The sequence below is a fragment of the Tepidicella baoligensis genome, from assembly GCF_013432195.1.
Classification (GTDB): domain Bacteria; phylum Pseudomonadota; class Gammaproteobacteria; order Burkholderiales; family Burkholderiaceae_C; genus Tepidicella; species Tepidicella baoligensis.
Map to the genome: position 1 here is coordinate 77,843 of NZ_JACCDB010000003.1, position 15,002 is coordinate 92,844.

The following is a 15,002-nucleotide window of genomic DNA, read 5'->3' on the forward strand; positions in this document are numbered from 1 at the left end:
GACACCCCCGCCATGGCATCCGTCAACAAAGTCATCCTGGTCGGCAACTGCGGCCGCGACCCTGAAATCCGTTACCTGCCTTCGGGCCAGGCCGTGGCGAATGTGAGCGTGGCCACCACCAGCCGGCGCAAGGACCGCAACTCGGGTGAGACCGTTGAAGACACCCAGTGGCACCGCGTCACCTTCTACGACCGCCTGGCCGAAATCGCGGGCGAGTATGTGAAGAAAGGCCGCCCGATCTACGTCGAAGGCCGACTCAAATACGGCAAGTACACCGACCAGTCGGGCATCGAGAAGAACACGGTGGACATCATCGCCACCGAGCTGCAACTGCTGGGCGGACGCGAAGGCATGGGCGGCCCCAGTGCCGATGAGAGCGGCTACGCCCCCCGCGCGGCGGCGCCGGCCCGAGCCGCCGCCCCCAGCCGCCCGGCGCCAGCGAGCAAGCCCGCAGCGGCTTCCACCGGCTTCGACGACATGGACGACGACATCCCGTTTTAAAGATGTTCAGGCCAGCCGCCCCGTCCGTCGTGGGCTGGCCGGTCCCCAGCCTCTCCACGTGGCGCGGCCGAGTCACGGTTTCGCTGGCCGTTGCCACCGGCAGGTCAGGCTGGGTGTCAGGCCAGGGCTGCGTCCCGATCGGCCTTGGGACCCATGTTCAAGCCTTCGGCATCCATGTTGAGCTGCGGCCGTTCGGCAGGGCCATCTGCAGTCAATCATGAATCATAATGGTCAGCTAGATGTCAGGGAAATACATGAAGGGCCAAGCCCTGGCCTGACCGCATAATTGCCGTCATCGTCATCGTCATCGGTGATGCCAAGCCCGGTGTCATACAACCACATTGGAGACCTGCATGACCAGTTCCGTCACTTCGGCTGACAAGCCATGGCTGAGTGCATACCCGCCTGGGGTGCCTGAGCAGATCGATCCCAGCGCTTACCGATCCCTCGTCGCGCTGCTGGAGGAAAGCTTTACCCGCTATGCCGACCGTCCGGCCTACAGCTTCCTGGGCAAGGATTTCCGCTATGCCGTCATCGACCAGCAGTCGATGGCGTTGGCGGCCTACCTGCAGGGCAAGGGGCTGGTCAAAGGTGACCGGGTGGCCGTGATGATGCCGAATGTGCCGCAATACCCGGTGGCGGTGGCCGCCATCCTGCGCGCGGGCCTGGTGGTCGTCAACGTCAATCCCCTCTACACCGCGCGTGAATTGGAGTACCAGCTCAAAGACTCGGGCGCCAAGGCCATCGTCATCATCGAAAACTTCGCGCACACCCTGCAGGCTTGCATCGCCAACACCCCCGTCAAGCACGTGGTGCTGTGCGCCATGGGCGACATGCTGGGCTGGCTCAAGGGCACGGTGGTCAACCACGTGGTGCGCAAGGTCAAAAAAATGGTGCCCCCCTTCGACCTGCCGGGGGCCGTGCGATTCAACGATGCGGTGCGTACCGGCAGCCGCATGGCGCTGTCTCCGGTGAACATCGACCCCGACGACATGGCCGTGCTCCAGTACACCGGCGGCACCACCGGTGTCAGCAAGGGGGCGGTTTTGTTGCATCGCAACATCATCGCCAATGTCTTGCAGTCCGAAGCCTGGAACGACCCGGTGATGAAGAAGATCCCGGCCCACGAGCAATCCACCGCCGTGTGTGCCCTGCCGCTCTACCATATCTTTGCCTTCACGGTGAACATGATGTTGAGCATGCGCAACGGCGGCAAGAACATCCTCATTCCCAATCCGCGCGACCTCCCGGCGGTGCTCAAGGAGCTCAGCCGCCACACCTTCCACAGCTTCCCGGCCGTCAACACCCTCTTCAACGCCTTGCTCAACCACCCGGACTTCGATCGGGTCAACTGGCGCAACCTCAAGGTGGCGGTGGGCGGGGGCATGGCGGTCCAAAGCGCCGTCGCACAGCAATGGCTGGAGCGCACCGGATGCCCCATCTGTGAGGGTTACGGTTTGTCCGAAACCAGCCCCTCGGCCAGTTGCAACCCGGTCACCAACACCGCGTTCACCGGCACCATCGGCGTGCCTCTGCCGAGCACGCTGATGAAGTGCATCGACGACGACGGCAATGAAGTTCCGGTGGGTCAGCCTGGTGAGATCGCCATTCGGGGGCCGCAGGTCATGGCCGGTTATTGGCAGCGCCCCGATGAAACCGCCAAGGTCATGACGGCCGACGGCTGGTTCAAGAGCGGCGACATCGGCATCATGGACGAACGCGGTTACTTCAAGATCGTGGACCGGAAAAAGGACATGATCCTCATCAGCGGTTTCAACGTCTTTCCCAACGAGGTGGAAGATGTGGTCATGGGCCTGGAGGGTGTGCTGGAGTGCGCCGCGGTGGGCATTCCCGACCCGCATTCGGGCGAAGCGGTGAAGCTGATCGTGGTCAAGAAAGACCCGTTGCTGACCGAGGAACAAATACGAGACCATTGCCGTCAGCACCTGACCGGCTACAAGCAGCCCAAGGTGATCGAGTTCCGTACCGAGCTGCCCAAAACCCCGGTGGGCAAGATCCTGCGTCGCGAGTTGCGCGACCAAGCCTGATCGGAGTCTACGCCCGTGGGTCAACACATCGCCCTCATCAGCGCCGTTCACGAGGAGCTGGCCGAAATCCTGCAGCTCATGCCCGACGAGCGCAAGGTGGTCGTGGGTGGTCGGACCTTCTGGACCGGCCACCTACAGGGCCACGAGGTGGTTGCGGTACTCTCAGGTATCGGCAAGGTGGCGGCCGCCGCCACCACCACCGTGCTGTGCGAGCGCTTCGAGCCGCAGCAGGTGATCTTCACCGGCGTGGCCGGGGGGCTGGCACTGGGCGTCGAGGTGGGCGACATCGTGGTGGCCACGGCCGTGGCTCAGCACGATCTCGACGCTTCTCCCTTGTTCCCGCGCTGGGAGGTGCCAGGCTACGGCGTCAGCCGGTTCCAGGCCGACCTGGCGCTGACGCAGGTGCTGCACGCCGCCGCCAAAGACGCCGTCACCTGGCTGCCCAAGCTGTTGGACGAGGCGGTGCTGCGCGGTTTGGGTCTGCATACGCCCAGCGTGCATCAGGGGGAGGTCGTCACCGGGGACCGCTTCGTGGCCACCGAGGCCGAGTGCGCCGCCCTGCGCGCCGCTCTGCCCGAAGCCCTCGCGGTGGACATGGAAAGCGCCGCCGTGGCCCAGGTGTGCCACGACTACGGCGTGCCTTTCGGCGCGGTGCGCACCATCTCCGACCGGGCCGACGACGAGGCCCATGTGGACTTTCAACACTTTTTACAGCAGGTGGCGCGCCATTACAGCGGGCGCATCGTGCGCAAGGCGCTCAATTTACTCTGAGCTTACTTCAGCCAGCCGCGCTTGCGGAAGTACACCATCGGGATCACCGCCGACAACACCATCAGCAAAATCGAGAAAGGGTAGCCGTAAGTCCATTGCAGTTCGGGCATGTGCTCGAAGTTCATGCCGTAGCTGCTGGCCACCAGCGTGGGCGGCAGCAGCGAGACGCTCGCCACCGAGAAGATCTTGATGATCTTGTTCTGGTTGATGTTGATGAAGCCGATGGTCGCGTCCATCAGGAAGTTGATCTTGTCGAACATGAAGGCCGTGTGGCTGTCCAGCGAATCGAGGTCGCGCAGGATCTGGCGCGCATCCTCGAACTGCTCGGCGCTGAGCAGCCGCGTGCGCATCATGAAGCTGACGGCGCGGCGTGTGTCCATCATGTTGCGGCGGATGCGGCCCGACATGTCCTCGTGCCGCGCGATGCCGGCCAGCACCTCCGAGGCGATCTGGTCCGTCACCTGACCGGACAGCACCTTGCGGCTGATGCGCTCCAGGTCGTCGTAGATCTCTTCCACGGTGTCGGCGCAGTACTCGGCATCGGTGTCGAACAGGCTCAGCAGCACGTCCTTCGCGTCGTTGATGAGACCGGGCATGCGGCGCGCGCGCAGGCGCAGCAGGCGGAACACCGGCACGTCCTCGTCGTGGATGGAGAACAGCACGCCCCGGCTCTTGAGGGACTCGTTCTGTTCGTTGAGGATGAAGGCCACGCGCACGTGCCGTGGGTTCTCCTCGTCATCGATGAGAAAGTCGGAGCGGACATGCAGCTCGCCGTTGTCTTCCTCGAAGAAGCGCGCCGACTCCTCGATGTCCTCGTCCATCGCGTCCTCGGGGATAGACAGGCCGAAATGCTGACGCACCCAGCGCCGCTCTTCCGGCGTTGGTGACTCCAGATCCACCCAGATGGGCTTGAAACGGGCCAACTCCTCCAGGGAGTCGATCTCTTCCTGGAACAGGCGGCCATTGACCAGGGTGAACACATTGAGCATCCGATGCTCCCAGAACGCAAACGATGAGACCGGGGTCGCGACCAGATCGGTGTCTGGCTGCTCACCACCACCGGTCACCGGGCGCGCGCCATCAAGGCGGTCATCCGGGACGATCTTCCGAATCTCAGGACAACGTGGAATTATCGCACCGCCGCATGACGCGCCGATGACGCATCGATCACGCCGTGCCGGCTTGCCCAAAACCGGGCGAACGGGCATAGTGGAGGCCAAAGAACCACGTTTCCCGGATCGGGCCGCACCGGCTCCGATCGTGTCAACCAGAGCAAAGGAGGCTCTTCATGAACTTGACGATCAGTGGTCACCACCTCGAAATCACACCCGCACTGCGCTCCTACGTGACGACCAAACTCGACCGCATTTCCCGACATTTCGACCAGGTGGTGGACATCAAGGTTCTGCTGACCGTAGACAACATCAAGGAAAAGGACTTCCGACAGAAGGCGGAATGCAATATCCACGTGAAGGGCAAGGATATTTTTGCCGAAAGTGCCCACGCCGACCTGTATGCGGCCGTCGATGAACTGGCCGACAAGCTGGACCGGCAGGTGCTGCGCTACAAGACCAAAGTACAGGAACATCATCACGAAACAGCGAAACGCGAGCTTCAATGAGACGCTTGTCATCGAGCTGACTTATATTGCACTGCAACAAGCCGCTGACTTTGTCAAGCGGCTTGTTTGTTTTTGGAGACTAGGCAGAATGGCGCATAAGGGCATAATCTGGCATCCGTGAGGTTGATATGAACCGTCTTTCTGCGATATTGCCTGCCGAACAGGTGCTGGTTGCCGTCGATGCCACCAGCAAGAAGCGTGCGTTTGAAGAAGCAGGGCTGCTGTTCGAGACGCTGCACGGACTCAACCGTGCGCTGATCACCGACAGCCTGTTTGCCCGCGAGCGTCTGGGTTCGACCGGGCTGGGGCATGGTGTGGCCATTCCCCACGGCCGCATCAAAGGGCTCAAGCAGCCGTTGGCTGCGGTGTTCCAACTGGCCAACCCGATCGGCTTCGACGCGCCCGACGAGCAGCCGGTGCGGCTCATGATTTTCCTGCTGGTACCGGAAGCCGCGACCCAGAAGCACCTGGAAATCCTGTCCGAGATTGCCGAGCTCCTCAGCGACGCCTCGTTGCGTGAACGGATGAAGGACAGCAAGGCTTCTGCCGAACTGCATCAACTCATCGCCAACTGGCAATCGGCCCACGCCGTTGCCTGAGCACCCAACCGGTGCCTGCGCACCGTCCTGCTCATGAAGCCTGCCGTCGTCAGTGCCGACGTCCTGTTCGAGGATCACCGCGAAACCCTCAAGTGGCAATGGGCCGCTGGCCAGAGTGCGTCTGAGCGACATTTCGACGAAAAAGCCGTCAGCGAAGCCCGCTCCGGTGCCGATCTGGTGGGGTATCTGAACTACATCCATCCGTATCGGGTCCAGGTCTTGGGGCACCGGGAGGTGGCCTATCTGTCGAACTCTACGCTCGAGGACTGTCGCCGCCGGGTCTCGCGCATCGTGGTGCTGGAGCCGCCGGTGCTGGTGGTGGCCGACGATGTCCCGCCGCCGGCGGAACTGCTGGCCATGTGCGAGCGCGCGCACATTCCGCTGTTCACCACCACTTACTCGGCGGGTTTCGTCATCGACGTGTTGCGCGCCTACCTGTCGCGCCACTTTGCCGAACGCACCACGCTGCATGGCGTGTTCATGGACATCCTGGGGGTGGGCGTGCTGATCACCGGGGAGTCGGGGCTGGGCAAGAGCGAGCTGGGGCTGGAGCTGATTTCACGCGGCCACGGGCTGGTCGCCGACGACGCGGTGGACTTTCACCGCGTCAACCAGACCACCCTCGAAGGGCGTTGCCCCGATCTGCTGCAAAACCTGCTGGAAGTGCGAGGGATCGGCCTGCTCGACATCAAGGCCATCTTCGGCGAAACGGCCGTGCGCCGCAAAATGCGGTTGCGGCTCATCGTGCACCTGGTGCGCAAGCAGACCATGGAGCGCGACTACGAACGCCTGCCCCATGAACCGCTGTATCAGGACATTCTGGGGGTGGCGGTGCGCAAGGCGGTGATCGAGGTGGTGGCCGGACGCAACATCGCCGTGCTCGTGGAGGCGGCCGTGCGCAACACCATTTTGCAGCTGCGTGGCATCGACACCTATCAGGCATTCGTGCAGCGCCAGCGTGCGGCCATGCTGCGCAACGCCTGAGCGTTTCCCGGCCCTCAAGGCCGGCGCTGCTTGGCGCGGTGCTCGCAGTCGGTCTTGGTGCAATGCGCGTACAAGGACAGGGCGTGTTCCTGGAGCTCGAAACCGCGGGACGTGGCGATGGACTGCTGACGCTTTTCGATCTCGGCGTCGAAAAACTCCTCGACCCGGCCGCAGTCCAGACAAACGAGATGGTCGTGATGCTGCCCCTCGTTGAGTTCATACACCGCCTTGCCCGATTCGAAATTGCTGCGAATCAGCAGACCGGCCTGCTCGAACTGGGTAAGCACCCGATAGACGGTGGCCAGGCCGATGTCGCTGCGCTCGTCGAGCAGCGCGCGGAACACGTCTTCGGCCGTCATGTGGCGTTGATGGCCTGCCTGGAAGATCTCCAGAATCTTGAGGCGGGGTAGGGTGGCCTTCAGGCCGGTGCTCTTGAGTTCTTCGATGTTGGTCATGCAGATCTCGCCGGTCGTTGACCAAGGGCTACAATGCCCTGCATGATAGTACGTTGCGCCTGACCGGCGCACGTGTCGGTTCACATATCCGCACCGCCACCATGTCCACACCCTTCTCGAATCGCCTTCGGCTGGCCGGCGCCGGTGCGCTGGCGGCCGCGGCCCTGACCTTGCCAGGCTGTGCCAGCCTCAACGATGCCTCGACCTCCCTGAGCACCCTCGGTGGGCTGATCACGCCCTACCGCATCGACATTGTTCAAGGCAATGTGGTGGTGCGCGAGCAGGTCGAAGCATTGCAGCCGGGCATGTCGCGCGAGCAGGTGCGCAACATCCTGGGTACACCCCTGGTGGCCAGCGCCTTCCACGCCGACCGCTGGGACTACGTGTTCACCTTCCGGCGGCAGGGGCAGGAGCCGCAGCAGCGGCGCGTGTCGGTGTTTTTCGAGGGCCCCTTGCTGCAGCGGGTGGAGGCCGATGAGCTGCCCACCGAGGAGGAGTTCGTGGCCTCGCTGGACACGCGGCGCCGCATGGGCCGTGCGCCTGCGCTGGAAGCCACCGAGGAGCAGCTGCGGGCCTTCCATGAGCGTTACAACACCGGAGCGGCCACTGCGGCTGCCCGCCCTGCGCCGCCGGCGCCGTCCACCGCCAGCTATCCGCCGCTGGAACCCCGCTGACCGCCATGCCTACCTTTGTACCCTACCGCGTCTGTATCGCGGGCGCCAGTGGCCGCATGGGCCGCATGTTGATCGAGGCCGTCCAAGCCGCTGCCGATTGCACCTTGAGCGGTGCGCTGGACCAACCGGGCAGCCCGGCGATCGGTCAGGATGCCGCCGCCTTCCTGGGGCAGCACAGCGGCGTGGCGATCGCCGATGACCTCGCAACCCTGGCTGGCAGCGACGTGCTGATCGATTTCACCCGTCCCGAGGGCACCATGACGCATCTCCAGGCCTGTGTGCGTCATGGGGTCAAGCTCGTCATCGGCACCACCGGCTTCTCTGATGCGCAGAAAGCCGAGATCGCCGAGGCATCGAAGCACATCGCCATCGTGATGGCCCCCAACATGAGTGTGGGCGTGAACGTGACCCTGAAGCTGCTGGAAATGGCCGCCAAGGCCATGGCCATCGGCTACGACATCGAGATCGTCGAAGCCCACCACCGCCACAAGGTGGATGCCCCCAGCGGCACCGCCCTCAAGATGGGCGAGGTGATCGCTGCGGCGCTGGGACGCGACCTCAAGGACTGCGCGGTGTATGAGCGCGTCGGCCACACCGGCGAGCGCGACCCGTCCACCATCGGTTTTGCCACCGTGCGCGGCGGCGACGTGGTGGGTGACCACACGGTCATGTTCCTGGGCACCGGCGAACGTATCGAAATCACCCACAAGTCCAGCAGCCGCGCCACTTACGCCCAAGGCAGCCTGCGCGCCGTGCGCTTTCTGGCCGACAAGCCCAGCGGCCTGTATGACATGTTTGATGTGCTGAATCTGCGCTGATCATCCCCCATGCAAGACAAATACACCCCGCAGGAGGTGGAGCGTGCCGCCCACGCCCACTGGCATGCCCGTGACGCCTACCGTGTGAACGAACACGCCACCGACGCGCAAGGCCAACCCAAACCCAAGTTCTATGCCTGTTCCATGCTGCCCTACCCGAGCGGCAAGCTGCACATGGGGCACGTGCGCAACTACACCATCAACGACATGCTCACGCGCCAGCTGCGCATGCAGGGCTACAACGTGCTCATGCCCATGGGCTGGGACGCCTTCGGTCTGCCAGCCGAAAACGCCGCGCTCAAGAACAAGGTGCCGCCCGCGCAGTGGACCTACTCCAACATCGCGTACATGAAGCAGCAGATGCAGGCCATGGGCCTGGCCATCGACTGGTCGCGCGAAGTGACCACCTGCTCGCCCGATTACTACAAGTGGAACCAGTGGCTGTTCCTGAAGATGCTGGAAAAAGGCATCGCCTACCGCAAGACGCAAGTCGTGAACTGGGACCCGGTCGACCAGACCGTGTTGGCCAACGAGCAGGTGATCGACGGCAAGGGCTGGCGTACCGGCGCGCCGGTGGAAAAGCGCGAAATCCCGGGCTACTACCTGAACATCACCGCCTATGCCGACGAGTTGCTGCAGCACGTTCAGTTGGGCAACCCGCAGGCCACGCTCGACGGCTGGCCCGACAAGGTGCGGTTGATGCAGGAAAACTGGATCGGCAAAAGCGAGGGCGTGCGCTTCGCCTTCACGCACAACGTGCGGGGCCATGACGGCAACCTGATTGGCGAAGGGCGGATGTACGTCTTCACCACCCGCGCCGACACCATCATGGGCGTGACGTTCTGCGCGGTGGCGCCCGAACACCCGCTCGCCACTCATGCGGCCGAGAAAAACCCCGCCCTGCAAGCCTTCATCGAGGAATGCAAGACCGGCGGCACCACCGAGGCCGAACTGGCCACGCAAGAGAAAAAGGGCATGCCCACGGGCCTGACGGTGACGCACCCGCTGACGGGGGAGGCGGTGCCGCTGTGGGTGGGCAACTACGTGCTCATGTCGTATGGCGATGGCGCGGTGATGGGGGTGCCGGCGCACGACGAGCGGGACTTTGCGTTTGCGCTCAAATACGGGTTGCCGATCAAGCAGGTGGTTGGCGTTGATGGGGCTGCGGCCGCGCAAGGGGTGAGCCCCGGTGACGAATCGGAGCCTGCGACTGAGGAGCGCGCGCGCCCGGCCAGCACGGCACCGGACGCCAACGCCAAGGTATTCGACCCCACGAAATGGCAGGACTGGTACGCCGACAAACAAGGCTTGGTGTGCATCAACTCCGGCGAACTCAACGGTCTGGACCACAAGGCCGCGGTGGACAAGGTGGCCGAACTGCTGGCCGCCAAGGGCCTGGGCGAGAAGAAAACCACCTTCCGCCTGCGCGACTGGGGCATCAGCCGCCAGCGCTACTGGGGCACGCCCATCCCCATCATCCATTGCCCGCACCACGGCTCGGTGCCTGTCCCCGAAAAAGACTTGCCGGTGGTGTTGCCGGAGGACTGCGTGCCCGACGGCTCGGGCAATCCGCTGGTCAAGCACGAAGGCTTCCATGCCGGTGTGACCTGCCCCATCTGCGGTGAACCGGCCCGGCGTGAAACCGACACCATGGACACCTTCGTCGATTCGTCCTGGTACTTCATGCGTTACTGCGATCCCACCAACGCCGACGCGATGGTGGCCGACGGCGCGAAGTACTGGATGCCGATGGACCAGTACATCGGCGGCATCGAGCACGCCATCTTGCACCTGTTGTACGCGCGTTTCTGGACCAAGGTGATGCGCGACCTGGGCCTGGTGCAGGTGGACGAGCCGTTCAAGAAGCTGCTGACCCAGGGCATGGTGCTCAACCACATCTATTCCCGCCGCACCGCCAAGGGGGGCAAGGAATACTTCTGGCCACACGACGTGGAGCAGGTGCTCGATGACGCCGGCAAAGTGGTCGGGGCCCGATTGAAGAACGCGGTGGACAGTGCCGACGGCCGCTTGCCGGCGGGCACCCCGATCGACTACGAGGGCGTGGGCACCATGTCCAAGTCCAAGAACAATGGCGTCGATCCGCAGGACCTGATCGAGAAGTACGGCGCCGATACCGCGCGCCTGTACACCATGTTCACCGCCCCGCCCGAAGCCACGTTGGAATGGAATGACGCCGCCGTCGAAGGCAGTTTCCGCTTCCTCAAGCGGGTATGGGCTTTTGGCTACAAACTGGCCCAGAACGACTGGGGGCAGGCCACGGCCAGCGTGGCCGGTGCGCAGTCGTTGCGCGACGTGGTCTTTGGCAAGGCGGCCAAGGCTCTGCGCCGCGAGATCCACACCGTGCTCAAGCAGGTGGACTATGACTACCAGCGCATGCAGTACAACACCGTGGTGTCAGGCTGCATGAAGATGCTCAACGCCTTGGAGGACTTCAAGGCCACCGACGATGCCGGTGCCGAAGTGGCACTGATCGAGGGCTTTGGTATCCTGCTGCGCTGTCTGTACCCGGCCACGCCGCACATCACCCACGCACTCTGGACCGAGCTCGGCTATGCCGGCACCTTGGGCGACTTGCTGGATGCCGCCTGGCCGCAGGTGGATCCGGCGGCCCTGGTGCAGGACGAGATCGAGCTGGTGCTGCAGATCAATGGCAAGTTGCGCGGTTCGGTTCGGGTGCCGGCCTCGGCCGACCGGGCAACCATCGAAGCCGCCGCACTGGCCGCTGAGGCGGTGCAAAAACAGGCCCAAGGGGCGGCACCGAAGAAGGTGGTGGTGGTGCCGGGCCGGCTGGTCAATGTGGTGCTTTGAGCAAATGGCGTACCCGCATCATTTCCATCCCGAGGCACAGGGGCGCGGCGTGACCATCGGGCGCCGTGCGGCCCTTGCCGCTTTGGTATCGGCCGGGGTGTTCGGGCTGGCAGGCTGCGGTTTCCGGCTGCGCGGCACTGGCGCGCCCATGGCCTTCAGCAGTCTATGGATCAACCTGCCCAACCCGACCGAAACGACCCGGCATCTGGCGGCCCAGTTGCAGGGCCGTGGCGTGGCCGTCCGGTGGTCTATGCCGGGCCCACAGGAAGCGCCGGTCGACGTGGTGCTGGACGTGGTGCAGGACCAGCGCGAGCGGGTGGTGGTGGGCACCACGTCCGCCGGTCAGGTTCGGGAGCTGGTGTTGCGGCAGCGTGTGCGCTTTCGGCTGCGTACACCCGGCGGGCGCGAACTCATCCCCGATACCGAACTGGTGCAGGAGCGCGAACTCAGTTTCACCGAAACCCAGGTGCTGGGCAAGGAAACCGAAGAGGCGCTGCTCTACAGCGACATACAGCAAGCCATCGTGCGCCAATGGATGGCGCGGTTGGCCGCCGTCCGCGACCTCTGATCAACCGATCGGGCGAGGGCGCATCAAGGTGCTTTTGCCGAACAGGCTCTCGATCAGGTCGACCGCCAGCGCGGCGGTGGTGTTGCGCCGGTCCCAGGCGGGGTTGAGTTCCATGATGTCGAGGCTGGCCAGGCAGCCGGTGTCGGCGATCATCTCCATGCACAGTTGGGCCTCACGGTAGGTGGGGCCGCCGGGGACGGGGGTGCCCACGCCGGGCGCGATGTCCGGGTCGAGAAAGTCGATGTCGAAGCTGACGTGAAGGTGCACGTCGGGGCCAACCCCGGCCAGGGCGCGTTCCATGGTGTGGCGCATGCCGTGCTCGTCGATGTAGCGCATGTCGAACACCTCCAGGCCCTGCTCGTGGACGAAGCGTTTTTCCCCGGGGTCCACGCTGCGGATGCCGATCTGGCGGATCGACTCCGGTGTCAGGGCGGGCGACTGACCGCTGAGGGTCGTCAGCGCTTCGGGACCGAAACCGCACAGGCACGCTACCGGCATGCCGTGCAGGTTTCCGCTGGGGGTCAGGGCCGAGGTGTTGAAGTCGGCATGGGCGTCCAGCCAGAGCACGCGCAGGCGGCGCCCTTGTTCGCGGCAATGCCGGGCCACGGCACTGAGGGAGCCGATGGCCAGCGCATGATCGCCGCCGAGCAGCAGCGGCAGGTGGCCCTGGTGCAATTCGTGGAGCACGGCCTGATAGACCTGCTGGTTCCAGGCCACCACAGCCTCCAGATGGCGGTAGCCATCGACCGGCGGCTGCCAGGGGTTGTCGGGCCCGTGCAGATTGCCACGGTCGATGACCTCGACGCCTTGACGCTGCAAGGCCACCCCTATGTCGGCCACGCGCAGCGCCTCCGGGCCCATGGAGGCGCCACGGGCGCCAGCGCCTACGTCTGTCGGTGCTCCCACGAGCGCGACCGTACGGGTGATTTCATGGGGCGGTTTATTCGGTACCATTGTCGGCATTTCCGGTGTGCGTCGAAGGGGTGCCATGCAGGTCAAGATTCTCGGGTGTTCCGGTGCCATCGCGCAACACGCCCGCACGACGGCGTTTCTCATCGATGAGCGCATGCTGATCGGTTGGGACCAGGATGATGCTGGCACCAGCGGCTGAGTACACTGCGGGGAGATTGGTCACAATTGTGAAATACCAACCAAACGGCAAGTCGTCATGCAGATCAGCGGCCACCAGTTGAACGCCCAGTTGCAGCGGGGGTTGCGTTCACTGTACACGGTGCATGGCGACGACCCGCTGCTCCAGCAGGAGGCGCTGGACGCGATCCGCGCGGCCGCGCGCGCGCAAGGACACACGGAGCGCCATGTGTTCACGATGGCCGGCGCGCATGCCGATTGGAGCGCCGTGCTGCAGGCGGGGCAGGCGATGAGCCTGTTCGCCGAACGGCAGTTGGTGGAAGTGCGGATTCCCTCCGGCAAGCCGGGCAAGGAAGGGACGCTGGCCCTGCAACGGCTCGCGGAATCGGTGGTGGCTTCGGACGCCCTGGTGGTGGTCGTGGCGCTGCCGCGGCTCGATGCCGCCGCGCTCAAGAGTGCGTGGTTTGCGGCCCTGGAGAGCCATGGGGTCGCGGTTCGGCTGGAGCCGGTGGAACGTGCGCAGTTGCCGACCTGGATCGCCCAGCGGCTGCAGGCGCAAGGGCAGCGGGTCGAGCCGGGTGAGGCCGGCCAGCGGACACTGGCCTTTATGGCCGACCGGGTCGAGGGCAACCTGCTCGCGGCACACCAGGAAATTCAGAAACTCGCCTTGCTCCATCCCCCGGGCGTGCTGACGTTCGAGCAGGTGGAGAGCGCGGTGCTGGACGTGGCCCGCTACGACCCCTTCAAGCTGGCCGAAGCCGTGCTCGACGGGCAGGCCCTGCGGGTGCAGCGCATGCTCGATGGTCTGCAGGCCGAAGGCACGGCGCCGGTGTTGGTGCACTGGGCGCTGGCCGAGGACATCCGGGCGCTGTGGCGTGTCAAGACGGCCGTGGCCGAGGGCAAGCCCTTGCCGCTGGCGCTGCGTGAGCAGCGGGTGTGGGGTCCGAAGGAAAAACGGTTCGAACGCGTGCTGCCCCGGCTGGCCCTGGCGCAGCTGGCCGGCTGGCTGCAGGCGGCTCACACCGTCGATGGCATCGTCAAAGGCCTGCGCGATCCGCGCTGGCCGACCGACGCCTGGCAGGCCCTGCACCGTCTGGCCCAGACCGTTTGCCAGGCCTGCGCCACCCGCTGAGGTTCAGTGCCCCAGTGGGCTCACGCCGATCAGCCAGGCGTGGACCGCGCTGCGCACCGAATGCACGCCCAGAAACACGATCGATCCGGCCACGGGTCAAGGCATGGCGAGCCTTCGGCTCCTCAGCCCCGGCCTTCGCGCAACAGGCGCTGCAGGTCGGCGCGGAAACGCCGGTTGTCGGGCGAGACCATGCTGCCGTAGCTCAGCACCGTCGCACCGTCGCGGCTGATCAGGTATTTGTGAAAATTCCAGCGTGGCCGCTCACCCGTGATCTGGGCCAATTGCTGGAACAGCGGGTTGGTGTTGGGGCCCACCACGTCGGTCTTCACGAACATCGGGAACTGCACGCCAAAAGTGTTTTCGCAGAACTCGGCGATCTGCTGGTTGGAGCCGGGCTCCTGGTTGCCGAAGTTGTTGGCCGGAAAGCCCAGCACGACCAGGCCCTCGTGTTCGTATTGCCGGTGCAGGGCCTCCAGCCCCCGGTACTGGCCGGTGAACCCGCAGAAACTCGCCGTGTTGACCACCAGCACCACCCGCCCGGCGTATTGGCACAGGTCTTGGGGTTGCTCGTCCTGCAACCGCTCGAAGCGGTGTTGCAGCAAGGGGGGGCAGGCGGGAGCGGGTGGTGCCGTCTGCGCCGCACGGGCTCGTCCCAGGCCACCCCAGACCAGGCTCGCCACGCCCATAGCGCCCATCAGCCATGCCCGGCGCGGCATGGCTTGGCTGGCGCGGGGAACGTTTGGCGATGAAGACGGTCGATATGCCATGACAGGATGCAGTCGAAGAAGCCCTATTGTGCAGACTTTTGCACTTTGGGCCAACCGGGTCCGATATGCCCGACAGGCCAGTAGCCCTATGATTTTGAAGGCTATTGATTGGTGAGACTCGATAAAATCCTGCCGTTTTTCATCAC

The 15,002-nt window shown here is 64.5% G+C and carries 16 protein-coding genes; 12 read left to right on the forward strand and 4 right to left on the reverse strand.

All coding sequences use genetic code 11. The features are described from left to right. The first annotated feature begins 12 nt into the window (after window positions 1–12). From ssb to HZS63_RS05020, 3 genes are all read left to right on the forward strand, one after another. Complete coding sequence (gene ssb / locus HZS63_RS05010) at window positions 13–501, forward strand: single-stranded DNA-binding protein (protein WP_180682959.1); 489 nt, start codon at window positions 13–15, stop codon at window positions 499–501. Window positions 502–854: 353 nt separating this feature from the next. After that, window positions 855–2,549, forward strand: coding sequence for a long-chain-fatty-acid--CoA ligase (locus HZS63_RS05015; protein WP_180682960.1), 1,695 nt, complete (start codon window positions 855–857; stop codon window positions 2,547–2,549). Between the two features lie 15 nt (window positions 2,550–2,564). Beyond that, window positions 2,565–3,320 carry a 5'-methylthioadenosine/adenosylhomocysteine nucleosidase gene (locus HZS63_RS05020; RefSeq protein WP_180682961.1) on the forward strand — a complete coding sequence of 252 codons (756 nt, stop codon included), beginning with the start codon at window positions 2,565–2,567 and terminating at the stop codon, window positions 3,318–3,320. Between the two features lie 2 nt (window positions 3,321–3,322). Here the strand turns inward: HZS63_RS05020 and corA are convergent, their stop codons facing one another. Further along, the gene (gene corA / locus HZS63_RS05025; protein ID WP_180682962.1) at window positions 3,323–4,309 is read right to left on the reverse strand and encodes a magnesium/cobalt transporter CorA; all 987 of its coding nucleotides are present in this window, start codon (window positions 4,307–4,309) and stop codon (window positions 3,323–3,325) included. A gap of 299 nt (window positions 4,310–4,608) precedes the next feature. On the opposite strand from corA, the gene hpf reads away from it, so the two are divergent. From hpf to hprK, 3 genes are all read left to right on the forward strand, one after another. Then, entirely contained in the window at window positions 4,609–4,941 is a 333-nt protein-coding gene (gene hpf, locus HZS63_RS05030; RefSeq protein ID WP_180682963.1) for a ribosome hibernation-promoting factor, HPF/YfiA family, read from the forward strand. 128 nt (window positions 4,942–5,069) lie between these two features. Next, on the forward strand, window positions 5,070–5,540 hold the full coding sequence (locus tag HZS63_RS05035) for a PTS sugar transporter subunit IIA (protein WP_180682964.1): 471 nt from the start codon (window positions 5,070–5,072) through the stop codon (window positions 5,538–5,540). Between the two features lie 33 nt (window positions 5,541–5,573). Beyond that, window positions 5,574–6,524, forward strand: a complete 951-nt coding sequence (hprK, locus tag HZS63_RS05040) for an HPr(Ser) kinase/phosphatase (protein ID WP_180682965.1) — start codon at window positions 5,574–5,576, stop codon at window positions 6,522–6,524. Window positions 6,525–6,538: 14 nt separating this feature from the next. Here the strand turns inward: hprK and fur are convergent, their stop codons facing one another. Beyond that, the gene (fur, locus tag HZS63_RS05045) at window positions 6,539–6,979 is read right to left on the reverse strand and encodes a ferric iron uptake transcriptional regulator (RefSeq protein WP_180682966.1); all 441 of its coding nucleotides are present in this window, start codon (window positions 6,977–6,979) and stop codon (window positions 6,539–6,541) included. Between the two features lie 101 nt (window positions 6,980–7,080). Here fur and HZS63_RS05050 point away from each other — a divergent pair, with 101 nt between their 5' ends. From HZS63_RS05050 to HZS63_RS05065, 4 genes are read left to right on the forward strand one after another with little or no spacing between them, the layout of a single operon-like run. Next, a complete protein-coding gene (locus HZS63_RS05050) occupies window positions 7,081–7,653 on the forward strand; it encodes an outer membrane protein assembly factor BamE (protein WP_180682967.1) in 573 nt (190 codons plus the stop codon). A 5-nt stretch (window positions 7,654–7,658) separates the two neighbouring features. After that, window positions 7,659–8,471 carry a 4-hydroxy-tetrahydrodipicolinate reductase gene (gene dapB / locus HZS63_RS05055; protein WP_180682968.1) on the forward strand — a complete coding sequence of 271 codons (813 nt, stop codon included), beginning with the start codon at window positions 7,659–7,661 and terminating at the stop codon, window positions 8,469–8,471. Window positions 8,472–8,480: 9 nt separating this feature from the next. After that, window positions 8,481–11,300: a leucine--tRNA ligase gene (gene leuS, locus HZS63_RS05060; protein ID WP_180682969.1), complete on the forward strand. Its 2,820-nt coding sequence runs from the start codon at window positions 8,481–8,483 to the stop codon at window positions 11,298–11,300. 4 nt (window positions 11,301–11,304) lie between these two features. Continuing rightward, the gene (locus HZS63_RS05065) at window positions 11,305–11,868 is read left to right on the forward strand and encodes an LPS-assembly lipoprotein LptE (RefSeq protein ID WP_246316170.1); all 564 of its coding nucleotides are present in this window, start codon (window positions 11,305–11,307) and stop codon (window positions 11,866–11,868) included. On the opposite strand, the gene rocF is transcribed toward HZS63_RS05065, so the two are convergent. Then, on the reverse strand, window positions 11,869–12,822 hold the full coding sequence (rocF, locus tag HZS63_RS05070) for an arginase (RefSeq protein ID WP_180682970.1): 954 nt from the start codon (window positions 12,820–12,822) through the stop codon (window positions 11,869–11,871). It lies immediately after the preceding gene. A 34-nt stretch (window positions 12,823–12,856) separates the two neighbouring features. Between rocF and HZS63_RS14115 the strand changes: the two genes are divergently transcribed. After that, window positions 12,857–12,979 carry a hypothetical protein gene (locus HZS63_RS14115; RefSeq protein WP_281364028.1) on the forward strand — a complete coding sequence of 41 codons (123 nt, stop codon included), beginning with the start codon at window positions 12,857–12,859 and terminating at the stop codon, window positions 12,977–12,979. 57 nt (window positions 12,980–13,036) lie between these two features. Next, on the forward strand, window positions 13,037–14,089 hold the full coding sequence (gene holA / locus HZS63_RS05075) for a DNA polymerase III subunit delta (RefSeq protein WP_180682971.1): 1,053 nt from the start codon (window positions 13,037–13,039) through the stop codon (window positions 14,087–14,089). A 122-nt stretch (window positions 14,090–14,211) separates the two neighbouring features. Here the strand turns inward: holA and HZS63_RS05080 are convergent, their stop codons facing one another. Next, window positions 14,212–14,805 carry a glutathione peroxidase gene (locus HZS63_RS05080; protein ID WP_180682972.1) on the reverse strand — a complete coding sequence of 198 codons (594 nt, stop codon included), beginning with the start codon at window positions 14,803–14,805 and terminating at the stop codon, window positions 14,212–14,214. Between the last annotated feature and the right edge of the window lie 197 nt (window positions 14,806–15,002).

What these genes read in the sequence shown, in the direction of transcription:
- ssb (WP_180682959.1), top strand. Translation starts at nt 13, where the DNA reads ATGGCATCCGTCAACAAAGTCATCCTGGTCGGCAACTGCGGCCGCGAC.
- HZS63_RS05015 (WP_180682960.1), top strand. Translation starts at nt 855, where the DNA reads ATGACCAGTTCCGTCACTTCGGCTGACAAGCCATGGCTGAGTGCATAC.
- corA (WP_180682962.1), bottom strand. Translation starts at nt 4,309, where the DNA reads ATGCTCAATGTGTTCACCCTGGTCAATGGCCGCCTGTTCCAGGAAGAG.
- hpf (WP_180682963.1), top strand. Translation starts at nt 4,609, where the DNA reads ATGAACTTGACGATCAGTGGTCACCACCTCGAAATCACACCCGCACTG.
- HZS63_RS05035 (WP_180682964.1), top strand. Translation starts at nt 5,070, where the DNA reads ATGAACCGTCTTTCTGCGATATTGCCTGCCGAACAGGTGCTGGTTGCC.
- hprK (WP_180682965.1), top strand. Translation starts at nt 5,574, where the DNA reads ATGAAGCCTGCCGTCGTCAGTGCCGACGTCCTGTTCGAGGATCACCGC.
- fur (WP_180682966.1), bottom strand. Translation starts at nt 6,979, where the DNA reads ATGACCAACATCGAAGAACTCAAGAGCACCGGCCTGAAGGCCACCCTA.
- HZS63_RS05050 (WP_180682967.1), top strand. Translation starts at nt 7,081, where the DNA reads ATGTCCACACCCTTCTCGAATCGCCTTCGGCTGGCCGGCGCCGGTGCG.
- dapB (WP_180682968.1), top strand. Translation starts at nt 7,659, where the DNA reads ATGCCTACCTTTGTACCCTACCGCGTCTGTATCGCGGGCGCCAGTGGC.
- leuS (WP_180682969.1), top strand. Translation starts at nt 8,481, where the DNA reads ATGCAAGACAAATACACCCCGCAGGAGGTGGAGCGTGCCGCCCACGCC.
- HZS63_RS05065 (WP_246316170.1), top strand. Translation starts at nt 11,305, where the DNA reads ATGGCGTACCCGCATCATTTCCATCCCGAGGCACAGGGGCGCGGCGTG.
- rocF (WP_180682970.1), bottom strand. Translation starts at nt 12,822, where the DNA reads ATGGTACCGAATAAACCGCCCCATGAAATCACCCGTACGGTCGCGCTC.
- HZS63_RS14115 (WP_281364028.1), top strand. Translation starts at nt 12,857, where the DNA reads ATGCAGGTCAAGATTCTCGGGTGTTCCGGTGCCATCGCGCAACACGCC.
- holA (WP_180682971.1), top strand. Translation starts at nt 13,037, where the DNA reads ATGCAGATCAGCGGCCACCAGTTGAACGCCCAGTTGCAGCGGGGGTTG.
- HZS63_RS05080 (WP_180682972.1), bottom strand. Translation starts at nt 14,805, where the DNA reads ATGCCGCGCCGGGCATGGCTGATGGGCGCTATGGGCGTGGCGAGCCTG.